The organism is Enterococcus sp. LJL51, assembly GCF_054871795.1.
The window spans coordinates 78,259-101,910 of the sequence record NZ_JBTXLW010000014.1; the positions used below are offsets into that span (position 1 = coordinate 78,259).

The 23,652-nt window shown below is 40.1% G+C and carries 21 protein-coding genes; 2 read left to right on the top strand and 19 right to left on the bottom strand.

What is annotated here, in order from left to right; genetic code table 11:
- Positions 1-75: 75 nt before the first annotated feature.
- Entirely contained in the window at positions 76-687 is a 612-nt protein-coding gene (locus ACYSNQ_RS13085; RefSeq protein WP_426084019.1) for a DUF6273 domain-containing protein, read from the top strand.
- 84 nt (positions 688-771) lie between these two features.
- On the opposite strand, the gene ACYSNQ_RS13090 is transcribed toward ACYSNQ_RS13085, so the two are convergent.
- From ACYSNQ_RS13090 to ACYSNQ_RS13165, 16 genes are all read right to left on the bottom strand, one after another.
- Complete coding sequence (locus ACYSNQ_RS13090; protein ID WP_426084020.1) at positions 772-1,497, bottom strand: hypothetical protein; 726 nt, start codon at positions 1,495-1,497, stop codon at positions 772-774.
- Between the two features lie 18 nt (positions 1,498-1,515).
- Entirely contained in the window at positions 1,516-2,484 is a 969-nt protein-coding gene (locus tag ACYSNQ_RS13095) for a DUF5067 domain-containing protein (RefSeq protein ID WP_426084021.1), read from the bottom strand.
- A gap of 1 nt (position 2,485) precedes the next feature.
- The gene (locus tag ACYSNQ_RS13100) at positions 2,486-5,071 is read right to left on the bottom strand and encodes a YfhO family protein (RefSeq protein WP_426084022.1); all 2,586 of its coding nucleotides are present in this window, start codon (positions 5,069-5,071) and stop codon (positions 2,486-2,488) included.
- A 35-nt stretch (positions 5,072-5,106) separates the two neighbouring features.
- Positions 5,107-5,739, bottom strand: coding sequence for a signal peptidase I (gene lepB / locus ACYSNQ_RS13105; RefSeq protein ID WP_426084023.1), 633 nt, complete (start codon positions 5,737-5,739; stop codon positions 5,107-5,109).
- 24 nt (positions 5,740-5,763) lie between these two features.
- The gene (gene lepB / locus ACYSNQ_RS13110) at positions 5,764-6,573 is read right to left on the bottom strand and encodes a signal peptidase I (protein WP_426084024.1); all 810 of its coding nucleotides are present in this window, start codon (positions 6,571-6,573) and stop codon (positions 5,764-5,766) included.
- A gap of 15 nt (positions 6,574-6,588) precedes the next feature.
- The gene (locus tag ACYSNQ_RS13115; RefSeq protein ID WP_426084025.1) at positions 6,589-7,251 is read right to left on the bottom strand and encodes a hypothetical protein; all 663 of its coding nucleotides are present in this window, start codon (positions 7,249-7,251) and stop codon (positions 6,589-6,591) included.
- 27 nt (positions 7,252-7,278) lie between these two features.
- Positions 7,279-8,343 carry a DUF916 and DUF3324 domain-containing protein gene (locus tag ACYSNQ_RS13120; protein WP_426084026.1) on the bottom strand — a complete coding sequence of 355 codons (1,065 nt, stop codon included), beginning with the start codon at positions 8,341-8,343 and terminating at the stop codon, positions 7,279-7,281.
- A gap of 86 nt (positions 8,344-8,429) precedes the next feature.
- Positions 8,430-9,173, bottom strand: coding sequence for a WxL domain-containing protein (locus ACYSNQ_RS13125; protein ID WP_426084027.1), 744 nt, complete (start codon positions 9,171-9,173; stop codon positions 8,430-8,432).
- Between the two features lie 34 nt (positions 9,174-9,207).
- Positions 9,208-9,999: a WxL domain-containing protein gene (locus tag ACYSNQ_RS13130; protein ID WP_426084028.1), complete on the bottom strand. Its 792-nt coding sequence runs from the start codon at positions 9,997-9,999 to the stop codon at positions 9,208-9,210.
- A 2-nt stretch (positions 10,000-10,001) separates the two neighbouring features.
- Positions 10,002-10,343, bottom strand: coding sequence for an LPXTG cell wall anchor domain-containing protein (locus ACYSNQ_RS13135; protein ID WP_426084029.1), 342 nt, complete (start codon positions 10,341-10,343; stop codon positions 10,002-10,004).
- A gap of 18 nt (positions 10,344-10,361) precedes the next feature.
- Positions 10,362-14,663, bottom strand: a complete 4,302-nt coding sequence (locus ACYSNQ_RS13140) for a pectate lyase-like adhesive domain-containing protein (RefSeq protein ID WP_426084030.1) — start codon at positions 14,661-14,663, stop codon at positions 10,362-10,364.
- 206 nt (positions 14,664-14,869) lie between these two features.
- Positions 14,870-15,583: a winged helix family transcriptional regulator gene (locus ACYSNQ_RS13145; RefSeq protein ID WP_426084031.1), complete on the bottom strand. Its 714-nt coding sequence runs from the start codon at positions 15,581-15,583 to the stop codon at positions 14,870-14,872.
- 686 nt (positions 15,584-16,269) lie between these two features.
- Positions 16,270-17,088 (bottom strand): MerR family transcriptional regulator, encoded by an 819-nt coding sequence (locus tag ACYSNQ_RS13150; RefSeq protein WP_426084032.1) that lies wholly within the window; start codon positions 17,086-17,088, stop codon positions 16,270-16,272.
- A gap of 164 nt (positions 17,089-17,252) precedes the next feature.
- Entirely contained in the window at positions 17,253-17,567 is a 315-nt protein-coding gene (locus tag ACYSNQ_RS13155) for a YbaB/EbfC family nucleoid-associated protein (protein ID WP_426084033.1), read from the bottom strand.
- 25 nt (positions 17,568-17,592) lie between these two features.
- A complete protein-coding gene (gene dnaX, locus ACYSNQ_RS13160; protein WP_426084034.1) occupies positions 17,593-19,341 on the bottom strand; it encodes a DNA polymerase III subunit gamma/tau in 1,749 nt (582 codons plus the stop codon).
- A gap of 187 nt (positions 19,342-19,528) precedes the next feature.
- Positions 19,529-20,758 carry an IS110 family RNA-guided transposase gene (locus ACYSNQ_RS13165; RefSeq protein ID WP_426084035.1) on the bottom strand — a complete coding sequence of 410 codons (1,230 nt, stop codon included), beginning with the start codon at positions 20,756-20,758 and terminating at the stop codon, positions 19,529-19,531.
- 639 nt (positions 20,759-21,397) lie between these two features.
- Here ACYSNQ_RS13165 and ACYSNQ_RS13170 point away from each other — a divergent pair.
- A complete protein-coding gene (locus tag ACYSNQ_RS13170; protein WP_426084036.1) occupies positions 21,398-21,913 on the top strand; it encodes a helix-turn-helix domain-containing protein in 516 nt (171 codons plus the stop codon).
- 233 nt (positions 21,914-22,146) lie between these two features.
- On the opposite strand, the gene ACYSNQ_RS13175 is transcribed toward ACYSNQ_RS13170, so the two are convergent.
- The 3 genes from ACYSNQ_RS13175 to ACYSNQ_RS13185 all read right to left on the bottom strand — a co-directional run.
- Complete coding sequence (locus ACYSNQ_RS13175; protein WP_426084037.1) at positions 22,147-22,425, bottom strand: hypothetical protein; 279 nt, start codon at positions 22,423-22,425, stop codon at positions 22,147-22,149.
- Positions 22,426-22,709: 284 nt separating this feature from the next.
- Positions 22,710-22,961, bottom strand: a complete 252-nt coding sequence (locus ACYSNQ_RS13180) for a hypothetical protein (protein WP_426084038.1) — start codon at positions 22,959-22,961, stop codon at positions 22,710-22,712.
- 15 nt (positions 22,962-22,976) lie between these two features.
- Positions 22,977-23,652: pre-toxin TG domain-containing protein (locus ACYSNQ_RS13185; RefSeq protein WP_426084039.1), on the bottom strand; the 676-nt coding region annotated here is incomplete at its 5' end.

Here is a 23,652-nt window from a genome sequence, read left to right on the forward strand (position 1 = left end):
AATAGCTCCTTTAGTACAATGAATGTATCCATTAAAAATCAATCGTGTATTTCTTGTATTAAAGGGGGATAAATAATGAAAATCGGTGATAAAACTGTATTCGGCAGCTATCAATGGCGAGTGCTTGACATAAAAAATGAGCATGCTTTGCTGCTGGCAGAAGATATTGTGGGACAACAGGCCTTTCATGATAAGGCTGAAGATGTTACATGGGAAACTTGTGCATTAAGAAAGTACTTAAATACTGAATTTCTGCACCAATTTAATGCAGCTGATCAAGCTAGAATTGCCGCAGTAACCAATAAAAATTCAATCAATCAGTGGTATGGCACCACAGGTGGAGAGGATACGGAAGACAAAATTTTCTTGCTGAGCCTTGAAGAAGCCGCTTGTTATTATTTTGGCAACAGCAGTAGATTGCTCTATCATCCGGGAAAGAATCAAAAATACTGGTTTCAAAGAAAAGATGAAAACAGCGTCAATAGAAGAGCGCAGCTTGACGGCTACAGCTGGTGGTGGCTTCGCTCAACCGGCCGTGACAAGCGGAGAGCTGTTTACATCTGGGGCAACGGCACTATTGGCATTCAAGGCAATGGTACCTTTAACTACAACAGTCAAGACTGTCATCCATTAACCGGAGATAACAGCGGCGGCATACGTCCCGCTTTATGGCTGAGTTTATATTAAATGTTCAACAAGTTTTGACTATCTAAAAAACCAAACAAGTCCCTTTACTAATCATGAAAGAGACCTGTTTGGTTATTTCTTCTATTAAATATTTCGATTATCATTAATAAACAGGAGAATCGATGAAACAGTGCCCGTTTCTCCGAAATCAACACTAATATTTCTTCCCACTAACCCATCGCTCATCGCCTGCTCAATCGTTTGTTCAAAAAACAAGGTCTCTTCCGCTGCCTTCTCATACTCTGGCGTAAAGGTAGCCAGCTTGTCATCAATATCCTTCACCTTCGCCAACTTCGCAAAGCCTTCGACTGCTTTCAACGGATCAGCCATATACAGCTTGTTGTCTTCTGAGTAATGAGACAACTCAACCTCTTGATACTTTAATTGCGCCTTTTGACGGTCCGCATTCCATTCATAGGTCAGCTCTACTTTTCCATAAGCATAATATTTTCCATCTGCCCATTTGTAGGGATACGCGGTCGTAAACCGCAAACTATTCCCCGTAGATACCACTTCACATATCGGTTTCTCTTTGGTTGTTTCACCGCTCTTAAGCTGCTCATCAAAAACCGCTTCTGCTCCCTCATAAAGCGCAGGGATTTTCACCTTAAATTTATCCGTCATCAGTTCTTTCGCTTCTGTTTGATCAATCTCAAGATAATCAAACTTGCCAAACCATTTTTCTCTCTTTTCCGCCCAAACAATCGCTTGATCTTCACTGGAAAGCGTTGCTGCTGCAGGGTCTTCTTTTTTCCCGCAGCCTGCTGCCAACAGACAGCCCAGCAGAAACATAGGGATTAGTTTTTTCATATGTTTTCTCCTTTTAATTTAAAGTAATGATAAGTCAAAGGTGAGCGGCTCTTGCTCTGGAAAATCAGCGGCTGTAAAGGTCAATGTCACCTCGTCTGTTCCATTGTCCAAACGGTATACACTCACCGTTTCTCCGCTCTTCTCTGGGTCGATTGGCTGCGCTCTTTTTTCCCATAAATCACCAGCTTCATTTTCACTCTCTGATTCAGGTAATTCTGTTCGCTTTAAGGTCTTCTCCTTTTGCGTTAGAACGATGCTCTGATCAAAGACTTCTGGCAAGATTGCTTCAGTGCCTAAATTCTTCACTTTGTAGCGAATCACAATCAACGAATTCCCATCGGCATCCTTTGCCTTCTGAAACCCGCGAATGTCAAACGCCACCGCGTCATTTTTCACGCCAATCCCTTCGATTTCCTCTTCGGTTGTTTCCTCGGTCTCTTCCTGCCACTCTGGATCCACCTCGGTCTGTTCTAAAGAAAGTACTGATTCTTCAATGATTTCTGAGCGCTTCTTATACCCGCCGTCATCGGCAGAATAATAAACAATCTGAACAATCCTATCCTCCGTCTGCAGGTAGTAAATGTGCGCCCATACCTCCACCTTACTGAACTTGGTAAAAGCGGTGTACTTATAGGCTTCTTTTCCGCCCCACTCCAGAGTCTTCATGTACATATCCTCTGGATCATCATAACCATAGGTTTTGGCCAGCTCCTTGCGTCGGTCTTTAGCGAAGGTTTTCATGTCAGCTTCCTCTAAACGGTTCGTACTGACAAACATAAAGGAATTACTATTGGTATCGCTGGCGCCTAATACTGCACTTTGTCCATATTTTTCTATCGGATTCGAATCCAGCTCCCAGCCGCTAATCAGCTGAATCTCATAGGACACGCCTTTATCTGAAAAAGCTTCCTTCTCCTCAGATAATTTAGCCGAACAGCCGCTAAGAAAAACAACGAGTAGTACCAAACTACTGATGATTTTTTTCATATTAGTTCTCCTTCGTTTTCTGTTTTCTTAAATAAAGTAGATAGAACACGAACACACCACTACTTCCTATAAATAGACCAATCCCCAGCTTTAACCCCTGAGGGAAGTAGACAAACTTAATCGTATGGGTACCTTTTTCCACAGGAAGCGTCAATAATGCTTCTTTAAAGGTTGGAATCTCTACTTTTTTCCCATCCACATAAGCACTCCAGCCCTTATCATAAGGAATGGTCGTTAAGATTACCTGGTCCTCTGCCAACTCAACCGTTGCTTCTGCTGTGCGGCCCTCTACTTTAAAGTTCACACTCTTCTGTTGAATTTTCTCCATCATCTGATCAAATTTTTCTGTATCCAGCAATAACGCATCCGGCTTAAACATGCGGACGACAGAGCTTTCTTCATTTGTAATGGACGCCTTCACCTTTACCGTTTTGGCTTCTTCATAGTAGCCTAAATCATAATACTGACCATCTGAAATTAACTCACCCGACAAGGTGCGACTTCCCACCGTCACACGAATGTTTCCACGATTGGAGGTATCAAAGGTTGTAGGCATTAGACTAATATATGCTTGTGTTTTAGCCGGTACCTCTACTTCCCAGTGAAGCACCAGCGGGTCAGAAGCACTTTCCCGGACATATTGTACCTCTTCTCCATTTCGATGCATCACGCCATTTTCCAGCTTGGTCTGTTCAATTTCCGCAACCTTAAAGACACTGTTTTCTTCCTCTGACAGATAACGAAGCAATTCGGTCTGATTCGCCACGGCATCTTTTTTATAAATGCCCTCATCCGTAAGCATACCCAACGGCAGAGCATATTGATTTTCGTACAGACGATAGGTTCCGGATTTTCCCACCTCTTTGAAGCCAAACTTGCTAATCCGTTCGCCTGAAAGATTGTACTTAATCCCTATCAACGCATCCATCACCAGGGTATTGTTTTGATATTTAATATTTAAATTGGTCCCATTCGACCGATACCCCAACTGATTCAAGTATTGGGAAGAATGCCGGTTTCGAATTGAGGAGAACATCGTCACCCCACTATAGCCGTATTTAAAGCTGTCATTAAACATCCCCGTCAGATTTTCCATGCGGTAAAACTGATCATTGCTTTCCTTAGTTTGAGTCACCAGCTGATCAATCTCCTTATAATTCTTGGTATAGGCTGTTCGATCCGCATATCCCCAGTCTGAGCGAATGCCCACCACCATATAGTACGCATTCACCCCTGTTTCTGTAAGCATGACCAGACACAACAGGCCAAACATCACGGAGTGCCGTTTGCCCTTTTGGACACCGATCCATAAAACCAGATAGAGAACAAGATAGACCATGGTGAAGATGAGCGCCAGCGGAGTCAAATAGCCATAACGCTTCCGATTGGCCAATAGATAGGTCGCTAAAAACAGACCGATGACCACTAATACACTTGTAGAAAAACGATCCACATCCGCCTGCTCAAAGCGCTCCAATCCATACCCTGCTAGTAAAATGATTAGGAAAGAGAAGAGGAAGCTAAAACGATACAAGAACATATTGGGACTATGTAGACCATGCCAGAAAAGATTTAAGGGAGAAATGTACACACTGGCAATCAATAAAACAAACAGCGAACCATACAGTAGTTTATTCCGTAGAGGAATTTTTTTAGAGAGAAAATACCATAGGCAAAAGAGTAAGGGAAACAACCCTATATAGATAAACGGTGCACTGCCATATTTACTGGTATCGTACACGCCAACCATACTTTTCGTGAGTAAATCCCAAGGGCCTGTATTCCATTGCCAGAAAACAGATAACTGATCCAGACTCTCTCCATTACTGCTTAAATCCAAGATTGTCGGTAAAATCGTCACCATCGAGGCCAAACCAGCTAAAATGGAGGTAAGTAAGTATGAACCGATTCGGGAAACATAGCGTTTGCGGTCCGTAAACAGCCGGCAGAAAAAGTACAGAAAGCTGAAAACCCCAATCATAAAGGCCATATAAAAGTTCGACAAAAACAACAGTAAATAGCTAATAAATAATAACCCCGGACGTTTTTCGTCCATCAGCCGATGAATCCCTAAGAAAATCAGCGGCAGATAAACCAAGGGATCCAGCCACATAATTACTTCAGAATACGCCGTCGCATAGCTCATCAAAGCATAACAGACACTCAGTGCCAGATATAACCACTCGGATAGCTTAAAAGTCTTTCGTGCAAAAAACCAAAAAGAGCCGCCTACTGCGCCAAATTTTACTAAGGTAATTACATAGAGGGCATCCGGCATATGGATATTATCAAAGAAATACACCAAAGGTGTAAAAAGCCCATTGAGATAATAAGCAGACAGTGCCCAAAAATTTAGACCTAAAGAGCCGCTCCAAGTATAAAAAAGATCTTGTTTGCCATGAAGAACATTATTCATCGTGGCATGAAAATTCGCGTATTGAACCAAGGCATCACTTGCCAGCACCGTCCGGTCACTTCCGTAGTAAATACCATTTAAGTAATAACAGATTGCCATAATAACCACAGGGATCAGTACACTCGCTGCGCCAAAGGCCAGAACCTTTCTGTTTTGTATTAATATTTTCATATGTACCTGCTCCTCATTTTTCTTATTCTTTCTCACTAACGAACGCCGCCTAGTTTAGTAAACGGAAAATAACGGAAAACAACAACCCCTTCGATTTGTTCGTCTTTGATTAAGCCTAGCCAACGGCTATCAGTGGAATGATTACGGTTGTCTCCCAAGACAAAATAGTGCCCGGCAGGAATAGTTTTCATGTTTTTGAGCTGCGCTTCAACGTCTACTGTAATATTAACTTTTACTGTTCCATCCGGCAGATCAATGGCCCGCTTGTCCGTATTGCTGGCGACAGGGTTGTTCGTCTTCATTTGATGATTAATGAACAGCTTGTTCTCCTCCAGCCAAATAACATCACCAGGCATCCCAATGACTCGTTTGACGTAAGTCTCGTTCTTCTCCTCTTCCGGGTGGAAGGTGATAATCGCATAGCGCTCAGGTGCTGCTCCTTTTCGGACAAACACACGGTCACCGTTTGCGAATGTCGGTGCCATCGATTCACCACTCACCACATGGGTCCCTATGTAGATAAAAAAAAGAAAGGCGCCAATCACAAAGAATAAGAAGAAAACATTCTTAAGTATCTGATGAGGCTCCTTTCCCCGGAAAACAAAGGGACGCTTTCTATCTGGTGATTCAGTTGTTCTATGTTTGGTTGTTTTTTTCTTTTCTGTCATTTTTTTGCCCTCTTGTTTTTCCCTCTAGAAGTATCTCGCTGTATGAAATGGCAGTAGCCTTAGCTCAACGACTCCAATAATATCCTTTTTATTAATTAATCCGTAATTTCTGCTATCAATTGAAAACTTCCGATTATCTCCTAATACAAGATACTGCCCTTCTGGAATAACCGGCTGTTTTGAAACCTGCTGCAACGTAAAATCCTCTGTGAGGATATAGCCGCCGGATTTTGCCTCCGCTGCAGCGGCTTCCAGAAAACGCTCGGGAACCAGTTTGTAATCAATAAACAGTTCATCATTTTTATAGGCCACATGCTCTCCCGGCAAACCAATCACCCGTTTAATGCTTCTCTCTCCCGTTTTAGGGTCGTTAAAATAAACCAGACGGAAACGTTTAATCCCCTTCCACTTATTCACAATTAACCGGTCCTTATCATTGACTGTGGTAGCCATGGAATAACCGGTCATTTTTGGAAAACGAAAACTGGAACCAATAACAATAGTAAGCAGCAGTGTTGTAATAGCGAAAGCAAGTAGGAGGTCTTTAAGCAGGGAATGCTTCGGCCCTTTTTTTCGCAGCCTTTTCTTGCCCTTCATCCCTTTACCAGCTCCAGAGGTACGCTTTCTTGGCTGGTTCTTTCCCACGACTGCTCTGCCAGTAGTAAAACCTGACGGTTTTGTTTGACGTTTCCTCTGGGCTGGCCTCGGCTCATTTTTCTTTTTACGCTTCGTATGTTTAGTCGGTTGTTTTCTTCGTTTCCTTTCAGGCGATGACGCTTTACCTGAAGAAGGCACTCGTTTCTTTGTTCGTTTTTTTACTTGCTCTTCCTTCATCTGCATACACCACAACTACTTCTGTTTCAGTGAAGACTCATTGATACTGAATTTTTTAAATACCTTTTGTTCATGTTCCTTCACCTTTTCAATGTCGCTCCGGTATTCTCCCCGTTTTTCGGCATTTTCCAAATTCTCACTGCTTAAAGTACTAATATTGACCGCTAAATCCTTTAACATCGAGAAATGCCGATTAAGCAGCTTCTGTCCATCCTCCGACAATCCTTCTGAAGCAATTCGAACAGTGACGCTTCCTAATTGCGACGTTAAATCCTTCAAATTCTTTACCGTCTTTTCAGCACCGGCTCCGTTTTCCACAGATTCCAGCTGCTTGTCCATTTCATCAATTAAATAGTAGCTTTTCGCAAGTGCCGAAGCATCATCAGCTGTCAAATTGGTTAGCTGATAATAACGGGCATAAAACGCACCGGCTCCGCTGGATACACCAACAAGCAGACAAATGATTACGCCCATTAATTGATTCTTTCTTTTTTTCTCTAGCTTCTTCCGAACACGAATAAGCTTCTTCCGCTTTTTCTTATTCTTAACTTTGCGCCCTTTCAAGGCCTTGATTTTCTTACCTGTCGACAGGCTGACGAACAGATAAAGGAAACTGAATAACAAAAAGAGGATAGCACTAGATAATAACCCTATAAAAGACATATCCAAAACACTCATTTTACCCTATCCTCTCTTCATCGTTCTTTATTTTTTCTTTCTTTTTACTGCTTTTTTCTTCTTTGACTTTTTGTTCTTACGCACAAAGTGAATCACCAAGAAGAGGAGTAACACAACTAGAAAGACAGCACCCACAATCAGCACAATTAGCTTCCAGTCAATTCCCCGTTCCTGTGTTAACGCCACATCCTGAGAGTTGAATTTGTCCGCCTCTTCATTGGTAATCGTGAAATCTTCCGTCCACTCCCATTTCTTTTCTCCAGCAGACACTACAATATGAGCCGTATAGTCGCCTGCCACCATGCGGTCTCCATTCATTTCAACTGGAAAATCAATCAGTGAGTTAGGAGCCATCCGCATGCCCGCTTTTTTGGTGTCATACAGGACTTCATCTTCCCCTTTTTTGGTGATTTGAACATCTGTTGTCGCCTCTTCAAGATACGCTGGCTGAACATTTGAAAAATTCACATAGACTGAATTTCTATAATTGAATAGTCCGGCATAGACTTTATTGAAGCTTAGATCAGGCGCAACAGGTGTATCTGTTTCACTTAACAACATGCCGACTAAAAAGGCATACTCATTGATGACCCCTGTCTTTTCTGTTTCATCTACTTCTTCTGTGCTCACTCTCTTTAGCTGAATTCCTCCGGAAATATACCCGTTAAACTCTTCCTCCGGCATAGTAATATCCAGATTCAATGCCACAACTGAGGCTGGTGGAATAACTACCTCTGTTGGTGCTTTCACTACATCGACAAAATCATATTTTAGCGATGCATCATTTTCAATTGCGGTCGGACCATATTCAATAACGCCGTTGGCGTTAGTCTTTGCACTATTAAGCGAGACACCCACTGTAATTTCTTCCTGCCCACTGTTAGACAATTCAATTTGTACTGTCTGCTTTTGTCCAGGGCTCATTTTTAAATCAAAATAACCAGCTGTACCAATCTGATTTTCAGGCTTTACTACGTTGTAGCTGAACCCCATCCCATCCTGAGATGCTTCGGCTTGTACGGGAATGAATGAAACCACGATTGTTGTAATAAGTATGTATAATAAAAAGAATGCTCTTCCTTTGCTTTTCACGGGACCTCTCCTTTACGGGTATGTTTACATAAAAGTAAAGCGTCGATTCAATTGAACCGGCGCTTTACCGATCGCTCTACTTAAAATTATAGAGTTTCAGACAATGTCCATTCGATTGTTGCAGTGTATTTTGTGTTGAAGATGTTTGTGCTGCTAGGAATATTCATTTTGATTGAGCTTCCTGCAGTTCCTTGTGCATCATCACCAAATGTAAGGAAGTAGTAGCCTTTTCCTTTGTCTTCTTCAGTATTTTGTGCGAATGGTACAGTTGCAGCACCTTCGCTTAATACTTGTGTACCACTTCCGTTACCAAAGATCATAGCTGTTGGTTGTAATGCTGGATCTACACCATCAGCAGCCAAGTTCATGTTTGTGTAAGTGATTGAAGCACCATCAAGATATTTGTCTGTTCCGCTTACGCTACCTTTGAATTGCTCTTTCAAACGGCCGCTTAATTTCCATTTTTGATCCAAAGTAGAACGAATGTCTTTGATTGCAACAAAGTTTTCGATTTCTCTTCCGCCATCTTTAAATGGTAATGCCCAGTATTCTCCGCTAACACCTACTGTTGCAGCGTGCTTGTCGAAATCTAATGGTGTTACTGCACGGATACCAAACTCATCGACTGAATGTGTGGTTAAACCAGTAATTGGTTCACTATCACTTGTTGTTGGTGGTGTCAGTGGTGGTTCTGATGTGTTTTTAGTGAACTCGATATCTGCGTTGCTGTCTTTTACGTCATCAACGGCCTTTACTGCGTTTGGCGCAACAAGTGCTACCCCTAGTCCTGCCAATAGTGCTGCGCTTAATACTTTACGTGTTAATTTCATGTTGTGTTTCCTCCTAAGTTTGTGTGTGTGTGATTTATGGTAACTCGGCTAATATCCAAGTTAGCACCGTTGAGTAGTTCACCGGATCTTTTTTGGTTCCTCCGGGAACAGATAGTTGTACCGCAATGTTTTCGTACGTCTGTTGATTATTAAATACCGAATCTGTTACTGCCTTGCCCTCCTGCATTCGCGGTGACAAGGTGGCTGGAGCCCCAGCGGCATTGTCTGCCGAGGCGCCAAACGCGATGCTCCAAATACCGTTGCCGGTTCCAGGCTTCGCTTCAGCCAGATTATAGGTATCGCCAATGTTGCTCAGGCGAATAATATCTTTAGAGACAGTGGGGGCATTATCCAGTCCTGAAACAGAATTTGTCCAGGATTTATCAAAGGATATTACCGCACCATTCAATTGCGTATTGGTTGTCTGATCGTTTTTGAACTGCGTTTCCTGACGAACCTGCAACGCCCAGCCTTGAGCGCCCCCTCGAAAGTCAGCCACCTGAATGAATGTGCCTCTGGCACTGGTCTCATCCAAAAACAGCTGCCCATTGACGGGGTAAAGCTGATCCTTGTCAGAACGTTTATACTGTCCGAAATTCAACTGAGGAACAAAGTCCAGTCTCAGCTTGCCAGATGTACTTGGCGTTTCTCCCGGATCAACAATTGTTCCTGGGTTTTCCGGATCGCGGATGCCTTCTTCCTCATTCAAGGTTAAGTCCACCACTGCGTTCCCATCTCCGGAATTTTCAGCAAATACCTGATCAGATGGATAAATACTTAGAAATAGAATCGTAAGTATCGCGGAAAAAGCTGCCACATGTTTCATAATCAGTTTTCCTCCTTACGCTTGTTTTCTCTACGTTTCATCCAGAAAAATAGTAGTACCATTCCGACTACAACCGCCCCTGCAATAGATAAGCTGGTTTTCACCAGTTCCCCTGTTGAAGGATATTTACCAGTCGGCTTTTGTACAGGAGCAGGTGTACTGCTTGTACTTGTACTGGAACTAGAGCTGGATGACGGTTCTGTACTATCATCGTAAAAGCCAACGACTCCCGTTGTCTGAACAGCTCCGCCATTAACCTCACTTGCCTCTGCAGACTTTCCTGCAGTAACAGAAAATAGTCCGAGTACAATAGAAGCAATGACAAAATAGGTTGCTTTTTTCATTTGTTCATTCCTCCATTGTTATTTTGCATCCGTAAGTGTGAATAATAGTTTTGCTTGATAGCTCCCCAGCTTTTTAATACTTCCAGCCGGCACTTCAAAGACAAAGCCGTCTCCTTTGGCCGTCCACTCATTTTGAGTAATATCGTAGTCTCCCGGTAAATTGTGGGTATGAATCAAGATTTCTTGCGCCACACCTGTTAAGGCGTATTCATTATTGCCTGCTTTGTATTTCAACGCATTAGGCAACACTTGACTCCCATTAGTAAATGGTGTCGTTAATGTCGCTAACATTTTCCATTGATCCAGGTTCCCGCGATTATCCGATACCACTAAAGGTGAACCAACAACTGTTGGTTTTTCTACACGAGTCTTTCCGTTTAAGTTTTCTTTCTGTGAACCAAACTCAAGAGAAGTTGGTGCAGAAATTAACTGTAGGGTTCCGTGGATTTCACCACCTGGCACGCCAATTTCATTGGATGTCACAGTAATTGGCTTAAATGGTCCCGCTGGATTGATTGGTCCAGGAATAAATGGATTATTGTCTTCCTGCGGTGAATAACCATTTGCGTCCGCTGTATTCTTAATATCCACGCCAACTTTACTGTTATTAACGGTGGTTTTAAAGGTCACTGTATAACTGTAAAGAGCAGGAATATCTCCAACTTTGATTGACAATACGCGCGTACTTGGTTCATACGTGAAAGTATCAGGCTGTAATGGAACATCTGTAACCGTTCCACCTGCATCTGTTTGTTTAATAGTGATGCCATGATCCGTTGAGTCGAATTCCATTCCAGCTGCTAGTGTGTCTTCCAACACAACACCTGTCCAGTCTTCAGAATCAGCTTTATCATTTTTCACCGTTAAAGTGTAGGTTAGTTCATCGCCAACAGAAGTAGTCGCGCCGCCACTAGATACTACTGATTTCTTCAAATCAGGATTATCTGGTAAAACATCCGCTGTAATTTTCCGCAGGGCTTCATCAAAACGGTCATCTTCATTGCCAACCTTGACTGCATCATGGTAGCCAACATAAGCATCATAGCCATCTACTTCTTCGTTAATATTCCCATAGACGCCATCCGGCTCTTGTGTGTAGGTTACCGGCAATGTGTATGTTGGTTCAGGATTGATTTCTGTTGTATCCTTCAAATAGATATCAACTTTATCCGTTTTATTAATGTAGCCTGGCAGGTTAAGCGTCCAAGCACCGCCGGAAACAGTTGTTGAGACGATTTGATTTGCATCATCCTTCAACCAGCTTCCATTGACTTTAACGAACACTTTCGCGCCGTCTTCATCACTGGTCCCTTTCAGCTGTTTAGTTGCATTGGTTACATTTTCAGTTGAAACTGCCTGAGTCGGCGGTGTGACATCGATTGCTTCAACAACGCCCGTTTTGATATCATCCGGCCCACTAACGTGAACTCGATTAGAAGTTGAATCAGCGCCACCACGCCATGCAGCTAGAACTTCAATAGTCATACCTTCTTTAACAAACTCACCATTCGGCATTGGGACAACAAACATCCCGCCGCGGGCTGCTTCACCATAAACTGATAAACCAGGACTTGAATCATCCTTACCAATCGTTTTTACAGTTGTAGTAAATGCTCGCGAACCGTCAGGATTTTTGACTTCCACTTCCACGTACACTTCATCAGTCCAAGCATCACGAATGTCATCCAGACCTTCCGGTACAGAAGCATGTCCGTAGAAATACTTGTCAGCATTCGTTGGCACACGCAATTCATCAATAACCGCTGAGGCATTATTGGCACTCATACGTGAGTATGCTTGTGCTCCAACAGAACCATAAGAATCCACGTTTGTGTTAAATTCAAGCGGTACGTTAGTATCAGCAATAGTACGGAAATTTGCACCAGTTAATTTATAGTCAAAAATCGACCATGCTCTGAATGGATTTCCATCTAAGTTAGACCCTGATTTCCAAACAGATAAATCTGAGTTTTTAGAAGTCATAACTGAAGATGAACCACCTGATAATGCATATCCTCCACCTGAACGATTATTTCGAAGATCGAAATATTTTGGTGCATCTAAATCAAAGGACAGTGTCCCTGCATTGATTGCACCACCTTCATTGTTACTATTAGTTCTTCCTTCCAAGATATAAATTGCTCCTGGACCTACTGTTGCTCCTAATGTTGATGAAGAATAAATCGCTGGCCCTTGATCTGCAGAGATATCAACTAGACTATCTTTACCTTCCAAATTGAACGAGCCTGTTCCAGTGTATTGAATTCCGCCTTTGTCGCTATCAACAGCATTACCACTGTTACCTTCATTTATGATACGCAGCTGTCCAGCATTAGTAACATTAACATGGTTATTATCACCGTACATCCGAATACCAAAGGAAAGCGAGTTTTTGTTTTCAATAATTACCTGACCGCCATCGATATTAAAGGTCTGAGTTCCTCTAATTCTAAAACGTAAGGTTGCTCCTAAAGTGTAATTAGTTGCACCTGCGGAATCTTTAATCAAATGCATTTTGGCACCATTTGTTACATTAAATACCGAGTTTTGCGACTGCATTTGCAGTGCAGAAGTACGAACATTGGTACTGTATAGCTCAGCCCCATCTTTCAGGTTGAATACAGAACCGTCACCCTGAACACGCATTGTAGCGCCATCATTCATTGTAAAATCTACATTATCTGATGACATGTCTAGCTTAGTACCAGCACCAGAAATATTAATGGTTGCTGGCTTATCTGTATGTGCACCATCACCAAAATCATATGAGAGTGCTAAAGCTTCTCTGATTTTAGAGTGAACATTCATATACGCTCCACCAGACATATTCAGTTCATTTTTACCACGAACCCAGTAACCAATAGTATTTGCATTAATATTCACTCTTGCATTTGGCTCAACAGTAAACTTAGAAATCAAACCATAGATTCCATGAGATCCTTCTGCACCACTTGCATAGTTAGCATTAGCAGTTACAGTCTCTGCTGTTCCATTATTAGTGATAGCAACTTTCGCGTTTTCTTTGACTAACACTTCTGCATTACCCATTAGGAATATGGCTGCATCACTGTTTGCAGAGTTACTTGCTATCTCTACATCAGCACCGGTACCAACAGTAAAACCTGTTCCGTAAATTCGGTGACCTGTTCCTGTTGGTGTTAATTTGAACGTTGCATTATCCTCTACAACAAACTTATTCACATAAAATGAGTAGCTTGTTGTATTTGTTGTATTCGTATATTCAACATTCAGATTTGCACCATTTCTAACGATAAATTCTGCCGCATTCGACTTAACCTGAGTAGTATTTACTCCACTCGCAGTTAGATCCAATGTTGCTCCGCTCATAACATTAACTGCACCGGCCGCATCAATCTGTGTGTTGTTCGCCCCGCTATTGGTTCCTTTAACAGTAGCACCAGTTTCCAACACAACATCTCCTGACGCAGTAATTACACTTGTATAGGTAGATGATGTTGTTGTTTCCAGAAGCGAACCTGTTTTGGCTGTAAAAGTACCTGTATTGATAATCTTGGAATAGTTTCCAGAAATCGCACCAGTTTTTACGGTTGAACCTTCATCAAGAAGCACACTAGTAGAGGCGTTGAACCCATAATCATTGGCTGACGCTGTACCATTTATAGTCCATAGACCCATATCGACAACTGCATTTTTCCCAACCACGACTGTCTCTCCGGTAAAAATCGATGACCGATAATTAGATTGTGCAAATGTAACGTTCGCACCATCCGCAATATTCAACGCTTTCGCTTTGATATGAGATAAATCAGCTGCTGAATACATACGAAACTTATTATTTGTTCCACTAATATTAACTGTTGCACCTACCGCATCAATCAGTCCGCTCTGTGCAGCTGTAGTCTGAGTACCAGTCGTAACATTATTCACATTGATAATCCAGTTTGCTCCATCACCTGAAAAAGTTGCTGTTCCCGGTGTTGTGTACTTATGAATATCTACATTATTCAATGTTAAAGTAGTAGTTTGACCAACGCTGCCTAAAATCACCCCATTCGGTGTTCCTGTACCAAAATTAATTGAAAATCCATTCCCATTAATTGTGATATCTCTGGAAATACTTCCTGGAGCAGTTGTTGTTTTAGCAAATGATCCACTTAAATTAATTTCTGAAACATTTGGATCTTGCAGCGCATTAACAAAGCCTCCCCAATCATTCACATCAGCAGGCGCTGCCTGAGCTTTTTCTGCTCCTATAAAGCTAAAGCAAAATGAAAAAACGACGATTCCTACTAGTTTTACAAAATGTTCAGCTATATAAGAACTTTTTCCGAATTTCATTTTCTTCCTCCTTTCCTCTAAAAATAGTTGTCTAAATAAATAGACAGATTTATTTCAAATTCCTTCCAAATAGTGATAAACTCAGAAATTCATATTGTGTTTTCCTTCTGTCATTTATCCTTTGTCAGAAAATGAAACCTGTTTTAGGTCACCCGTAATACTCCTTTAGTTCTGCTTGCTTTATCCAAAAACCGTTATAACAACCTTTAATTAAGTAGCATGTAGCCCTTTGATCGTACTGTCTGAATCAATTTAATTTTTCCAGTTTCGTTCTCAATTTTTTCACGTAAATGAAAAATCAGGTTAGCCACACGATAGTTTTTACCATTAAAAGGCTCTTTCCAGACACTTTCAAAAATTTCTTTATATGTTACTGCTGTATTTGCATTTTTATATAGAAATTCTAAAGCCTTGTATTCAAGCTTAGTCAGCGGAATTTCCTTTTGCCCATTGATTTTCACACTAGAGTTTCTAGCAAGCAGTTCAACAATCACTTTCTTCTTATCTTCTTTAAAAACTGTTCGACTTTCTCTTGTAACACTGCCTTGTCGTTTTTTCTTCGATACACTATTTGAAATTATCAGCTGCAGCTCATCCGCTTTGCAATCCTCGGAAATCACGCCTACAGCCCCCAGCTGAAGATAGACAACCTTCATTAAATTAGGAGAGCTTGATGAAAACACCCATACAAATGCATCTGAACTCTCTCTGATTTTGACTAGCAGCTGACAAGTGTAGCTGACATCTTCTTGCGGATTTTCCCTAATGATCACTGCATCCAGCTGATCTATGTATCGTTCGAAATTTTCCATTGTTAACGGTACTACATTGATATCATTCTTCTTCAGTTCTTCTGAATAAGGTTCAGCAAGATCTGCTGACAATGCAATAATACCCGTATTCACACTTGTTTTGATCATGATTACCTCCTCAAAAGCATTTTTCTTGATAGTTAAATGAAAATTATGTATCCGTTTATTCAAACACAATTGTTATTTCTTAAAAACATGCAAAAATCTAAATGAATTAGAACAACTTTGATTTTTCATAAAATCATTACTTTAAGAAATAATAATTTGTATTATTAAAAAAATATTTAAATTTTTAAATCCAAATTAATTTTATATCAAAACTTTTTTAAAGTCTAGATGGTTTATGATTGTTTTTCTCTCACCTTTTTAATAAAAAATCAAAATAAATGAGAAAATCAAATGAACAAAAATCTGATAGAAAGAAATAAAGCGCAATAACAAAGATTATTATCATCTTTAAGCTACTATACAGCTCATTTAAGAGTCGCTATTAAATAATGAATATTTAAAATAAAAGAATTTTCGATATAATAGACCTTACTAATCAACAATTTTCTTTACTTTTACTGACAAAAAAGAAAAATAAACTAAACTTTATTTCTTTTAATTCAAATAAATCAAATTATTTGTACTGTTTATTTATTTTGGTTTCTAAGATAAATTTAATCTCTAAATACTACATTAAGTTGATTATTTTGAAGCGGTAAGCTTTAAAATCGCACGACGTTTATTTACGAAAACAAAAAAAGAACTGAAAGGAAATTCCTCTCAGTTCATTCTCTTATTTATTATTTTCATTGTATTGGCTCAACTACAAAGGAAGCTTCTGTAATCCAGTTTTCTGGGTTTGGATCTTGTCCTGGAGAAACATGGGAGCGATTAATCATTGGTCCAGATACCTTGTATTGATTCGTTTCAATCCAGACCGCAATAGCCTGGGTAACTTGAGGCATTTGTTCAAAGCTGCCATTAAATGTGACTGAAGCTATTGTTACTTCCGACGCATCATAGAATTTGATTTCATCTGTATCTTGACGACCGGCAGCAACAGCTACTTGAACCTCAACATCAACATCTGTTTCCCGATATTCTTTGTCATGATACAGACTTGTCGGCAGTGATCCAGGAAGCGGAATCACTCCTTGTTTTTGCATTTCTGCTCCAAGAATCCCCCACAGCCTCCCTTCCTCTTCAAAATTTGACATCACTTTTCTTACGCTGGCTACGGTTCTTGCAGGAATTGTTTTTAGTACAACATTATATTTTTCCATGTTGGTTCCCACTTTCAATTGTTTTTGTAATTCATTAATTAAATTTTTCTTTCTATTTAATGCATCAATTTCCTGATCTAATTCTTGTTCTCTAATCTCATAGTAGTAATTTAAAACGTCCATTTGTTGTTTCTCCAGAATTTCTTTAATTGATTCAAGGGATAAGCCTACCTGCTGCAGCAGTTTAATTCGATTTATTTTTGACAGCTGTTCGGCTTTATAATAACGATACCCTGAGTACGGATCAACTTCAGAAGGAATCAGCAGTCCCAGCTTTTCATAGTGTCTTAATGTGCGCACAGTAATATTTGATATTTTTGAGAATTCTCCAATTTTGAACATGTTCATCTACTCCATTTCTATTTCTTTTGCTAGCTTACTTACAGTCTAAACCGTTACCATAGGTACGGGTCAATAGTTTTATTATATTTCTTCAAAAAAAGTCAGCTGGGAGAGACCAGCTGACTTCTTGCTTCATTTTCTTTCTATATAATAGCTTCTATTTTTTATAATCCCGGCATTCCTTTAGCATATTTGCCTAAAGTTGCTTCTGTTTCTTTTTCAATTTTAGTTAACGCATCATTAACAGCCATAACAATTAAGTCCTGCAGCATCTCTACATCATCTGGATCAACAAGCTCCTCTTTGACGATAACATCTTTCATTTTACGATCTCCGGTAAATACAGCTGTTACGAGCTGGTTGGTTGCTTCTCCTGTAAATTCCTTTTCGTTTAAAGCAGCTTGAGCTTTCTCCATCTCTTTCTGCATTTTCTGAACCTGTTTCATCATTCCTTGCATATTTCCCATTCCACGCATCATTTATTTCTTCTTCCTTTCTATGTCTTTAATCATTTACTACTTCTACTAGTTCTTCACCAAATCTGGCAACAGCTTCATCAACAAGCTGCTGCTCGCCCGAAGAATTCTGATTTTCATCTGGGACAAGCTGAATTTCTTCCTCCTCAGTAATTTCGTCAATCGCAGGAGGTGTGTTATCTTCTGCCTTATGCTGCTGAAGAAACGTCTGACGCAGCCCCGGCCAGCTGTCTCTAGTGATACAGACTATCTGAGGGGCGTAATCAATTAGCCGGCTTAGATTGTTGTGAACCGCCAGCTGCAGCTCATCATCTCCTGTTGCCCGAGTGCAGACAATTTCATAATCAAACGCTATTACCAAGCTAGTTGGACTTCCTGCAACAGGTTCGCTCGCTTTCAGCATCGCCCGCTGTGTTACAGACATCATCTGCAGCATGTCTTCCCAAACTTCCTTGACCTTAAGCAGGTTGTCTCGTGTTGCTTCCCGCAGAACCTGATAAACCCGCTCCGTTGGAATTTTTACAGCAGTCCGATTAGTAGGCTGACGCGGGGCAGCTTTCGCTGGTTCCACAGCGGCAACACCATTTTTCTTAAGCTCTTCAAGCTCCTGACGCAGCTGTTGAATTTCTGCCTTTAACTCAGAAACATCCGGGCTATTTTCCGGAATACCTGCTGCCTGAGCCACTTTTACTGAACCACTGCTTTGAGCCAGCTTCACCGTTGCTACTTCTAAGTAAACCGCTGCATGATTGGTGAAGCGGATATCGTTTTGTGTATCACTTAAAATCTGAATCAGCTGGTATATTCGTTCTGGGGCAATCTGCTGGGACAGCTCTTTAAACTGCTCAGTGATTGTGCCTGTCTTGCTTTCCAATAATTTTGGTGCCTGCTGATACATCAGTAAATCTCGACAATACAATAGAATATCTTCTAGAAAACGACTAGCCTCTGTTCCAGCTCCGAGAATGGATTCCATGACCTCCAGCCCTGTTTCTGCCTTTCCCGAAACACAAGCTGCAATATAGTTGTCCATCATCTCAAAGGTCAGGCTTCCTGTTACCTGAAGAGCGTTGTCCAGTGTTACCTCATCATCGCCAAAGGAAATTGTCTGATCCAGAATACTTAATGCATCCCGCATCCCGCCCTCAGCAGCTCTGGCAATCGTGTATAATGCTTGCTCCTCATAGGTTAACCCGATTTCTTTCAGAATATGTGCAAGATGCTCGACAATATCCTGCGTTCCAATCCGCTTAAAATCAAAACGCTGTGTTCTGGAAATGATGGTTAGCGGAATCTTATGAGGCTCTGTAGTCGCAAGAATAAAGATGACATTTTTCGGCGGCTCTTCCAAGGTTTTCAACAGCGCATTGAACGCACCAGTGGAAAGCATATGTACTTCATCAACAATATATACTTTATACTCAGCCTGTGTAGGAGCATACTTCGCTTTATCTCGAATATCTCTAATTTCTTCCACACCGTTATTACTGGCTGCATCAATCTCAATCACGTCATTCAGGCGACCTTCAGTGATTCCTTTACAAATTGCACATTCGTTGCACGGTTCCCCGTCAACACTATTTTTACAGTTAATTGCTTTAGCAAAAATCTTTGCCGCGCTCGTCTTCCCAGTTCCTCTAGGGCCTGTAAATAAATAGGCATGAGACGTTTTCTGCTGCATAATGGCATTTTTCAACGTCTGCGTTACAGCTTTTTGACCCACAATATCATCAAAACGCTGTGAACGCCATACACGGTACAATGCTTGATATGCCATGCTGTACCCTCCTCTGAAATTTCACTATGTACTATTATACGTGATTTTATGTATTTAAGCATTAAAAAGATCATGATAAAAAAAGAGACGCATTCCGCTTAGATCCACTGGCTTTCTCGGGGCGGAGAACTACTCTTTTTAAAAATTAGTCAAAACGCTTTTCTATCAACGTTTCAACCAGTTTTTCTTAACTTGCGATTTTTTCTTCAATCTTCGGTAATTTATAGTCTGTTTTTTGTTTCATCATGCTATAAATTATCTTAACTAATTTTCTCATAATACACAATAACGCTTGTATCTTTGTTTTTCCCTCTGAAACTTTCCGCTCGAAATAAGCCCGAAATACTGGATTTCGTGGTTCTCTCTTATTCGTTAGATAAATCTGTTGTATCGCAAGAAAGTAAAGCGTTGAATACAGTTTTCTATTACCTTGTGATTTGTTTTGTACGTCTTTTCCTTTTCCAGCTGAACTAAATCTCAATGGTGCGACACCCGCATAATTCGCTAGTTTATCTGAACTAGAGAATCGTTGAATATCCCCTATATGACCGACTAAGGCACAAGCGGTCACAATATCTATTCCCGGCATGGTTTCTAGATGATAACCTAGTTCTTGATACATTTGTCTTTCTGTCCGTTCCAGCTCTTTAATTTCTCGTTGATACGCTCTTAATTGCCTTGTAATGCTCTGAATCACTGTATCTCGGGCAAATTGATAGTCTCGTTCTTTTGTCGTCTCTTGTGCCACTAAATCAAGGATTTTTCTAGCTCGATTTGTAGAACAAGTATTATGACTAGGTACTCGTAAAAATGCGCCTAATTCGTCTTCTGTTACATGTTCTAAGTACTTAGGTGACGGATAATGTTCAAAGAAGGTAAGAGAGGTTCTACAATCTAATTCTTTGAAAAAACCTTTATAGTTCGGATAGGCTGTTTGTATCTGTTCATGAAATTGTTGCATTAGTTTTGTACTTGCTTTTACCAGTGCATTTCTTCGATTGACTAAGTGGCGCATTGTCCAGTAATAGTCTTGTGGGTTTGCATCGGGTAATACATGTGAGCGTCTCATAAGTACTGCACTGATACATTGAGCGTCCCATGTATCATTTTTTCTAGTACTTGCATAACTCATCCGCTCCATATATGAAAGAGACGGGTTCACTTCTTTTACTGGATAGTTTCTATCGAGTAAGAAAATAGATAAGGTTCTGCCATAGTGAGTGACGTCTTCCAATCCGAAAACAGGTATCAATTCATTTTTTTGTTTAAGTATATACTCCTCTAATTTGTGAAATCCTTGTAAGGTGTTCTTGATTTTGATTTCTCCTAGCTTTTCTTCTAGGTAATTCAGTAATACAGCGGTATGCGTTTCTTTGTGTATGTCCATACCTACATACAAATACTTGCTTCTATCCATAGTCCTCCAGTTCTATCCAATCAATTAGTGGCAATCTCAGTTTGAAGCCTCTACGTACTCAATGGTGACGAGTAGCGGGCAAGAAAGCGTCAGCCGATCTAATTTCTTGAATTGGAGAATTTCTTAAATTATGGTATACTCGACTTGCGATGGTGGAGTTTTGAATCTAAGAAATTCAGTTTCTTATTTTTGAAATTCTGCTTTTTTATTTAAGCAATGTTGCATAAGTAAATCTGTTCCTTGTACACGTAGCCCCCCTATTAGTAGTGGGGGCTTTTTAATTTCCGATTGAACCACCTCCTTAAATGGTCATTTCAATGCACTTTTCAAATCGCTGTAAGCACTGATAAATCAACGTTTCTATTCGAATTTCGGTAAATGTCAGGGCGGTGTTACTTTGCGCCCTTCCAACGAGCTTCGCTCGGTTTGGTCGTTGGCACTCATTGCTTGCGCTCCTGCCTTGGGGGCGTCGCGCGCATGGCACCACGACCAAACAATCTAAGTTTCAAACTCATTTTAACTTTACCTAAAAAATAATATATCATAATTTTATTTTACCTGTCAACTTATTCATAAAATTAAATTTGACTTTTTATAAATCAAAAGATAAAATATTAACATACCAACGGAGGTGATAACTTGAATCCTGAATTCCAAACTTTCGCAGAAAATCTTAAGTCTATTCGAAAAAAGAAAGGACTCACTCAATCTCAACTCGCTGAAAAAATTGGCTTAACCAAGCAAAGCATTATAAACTATGAAAAAGGTCATACTTTCCCTACAGGTAATCGCTTATCAAAAATTTTAGAAGTACTAGAAATTCCAGCAGAGCAACTTATCGGAAGCGATAATGTTCAATCACATTCTGAACTCGAGTTGCTTAATTCAGTTCAGTCAAAAGCTTCTTTTCTAGCTCATTACAATATTATGACCGAACATTTTACTGATGAAATTTTCAAGTTTTTCATGGAACGACTTTCTACATTTTCTGAATCAGAATTGAAACAAGCGATTCTTTATCTCTACGATAAACGTATTCAAAAAGAAGTTGATTTCTATGCCAATGATCTAGCTGAAAATATAATCCGAACAACTGAAAATCAAAACAAATCGAACTTAGATATGGATATTGTCATCAATCCACCAACTGAATAACACTCTACTAAAAGTAAATGGTTCACTTCGTCGATTTCATCGCCATTGACTTTTAGTAGTAGGCATGTGCATTTGTCAGTGCCCGAGGAACTCACAAAATAGCTATCACTTTGACTAGTTCCTCGAACTTTTTCAGCCTAACATGCCTACCGCTTGCTTTAGCACTTGAATTTTCTTTCCTAAAAACTTCTTTCTTCACCCTCGGAATCTAGCAAAATAGCATTGGAAGACCTCTAAACCTTTTTCTTGCTTCGTAACTCTAATAACTGCTTTTCCATTCTTTGCATAGTTTGACTAAAATCTTGGTAAAACAGCATAAAGACTCGTGAACACGCATAGTATTTTCTAGCCATTTGTTGCTTATTGACGGGTCTATTTTCATCCTCGAAGAACTTTTCCAGAACTGGTAATACTTCTTTCCATGATTGTAGTTGTTCCCAATTGTCATATAGACTATAAATATCTTGGTAGCTAATTTCTTTAATCGGTTGCTTGTTTTCTGTTTGAATCATTTATTTCACTCCTTCAATTTTGATACACGAAAAAACGGTATCAGTGATTGTTTCCTCACTAATACCGTTTCAATAGTTTCACATTTTTCTAGCTGAAATTACTGTACGCTTAATAAACATTCAAAAAGGCTAGAAAAATCCCTTGAATTTTTGTACAATAAATACAGCTAGCTTTTTGTTAGCTATTGGCAACTTGATTAGTGAGTTCGCTCTTACTATTCAAGGCTCTATTTTCTCGATTCCCGTCGATTGATAGAGTGCCTTTTTAATTTATCTAATAATCTTTAATTACTGTCAAACACTTCTTCTTCTAAACTATAAATATCAAATTTTCCTTCTTTGAAATAGAAAAGTCTCCCACAAACTCTGCACTCCCACATTGACCCTAAAGGCATATTATCCACAAGTTCTTCTACGGTTTTCGGATTTGACTCTAACACATCATAATACTCGTTCTCCGGAAAAATAATTAAAGGATTCGTTGTTTCCAAATTCTCATCATTAAGCACATTTCCACATAAACATTTTATTTTCACGATTAAATCACTCTCCTATTTTATAAATGTAATTCTATCAACTATATCCTTTCCATATTTACCAATTAGTCTAGAAATTATTTCATCCATTTGTTGCGGTGTAAAGTTTGCTTTTGATATATCATAAACAATTTTACCGTTTCCATCTACTTGTTTTAATGCTTTACCCACTTTTGTAACTAATGTATTGATATTATTTCCATTAAGTGTTTTAATTTCAGTTTCTATCCCATTAACTAAAAGATCGGGAGTCTTACTTACATTTGGAGCTTCTGGAATAAGTTTAACATCTTTCCCTTGTTCCAAAAGTGATTCTACTACTTTTTTCTCATCTGCAGTAAGTGATTCAAAAGATTTCGATGATACATCCAATTTACCTTTAGCCCCACTGGCTTTCTCACCCGGCACCGTCTGTCCATGATACGTACTTCCTGCATCCCCATCTACTTCCGGAACCTTAGTTACTTTTCCCTTAACCGTCTTAGCTCCGTTATATCCTAACATAAATCCTTCCAATACCGCAAACGACGCTTTGAGTATTCGCTCTCCTGTGGATAGCTTCCGTCCAGTAATCAGCTCTTTTCCTGTCCATGCCTCGGTCGCATTAGTGACAGTTCCTATCATATCCAGGGTATTGGCAATGGCCAACGGCAGCTTCGATTGGAAAAAGATGAGGGCTCCATTGACAGCA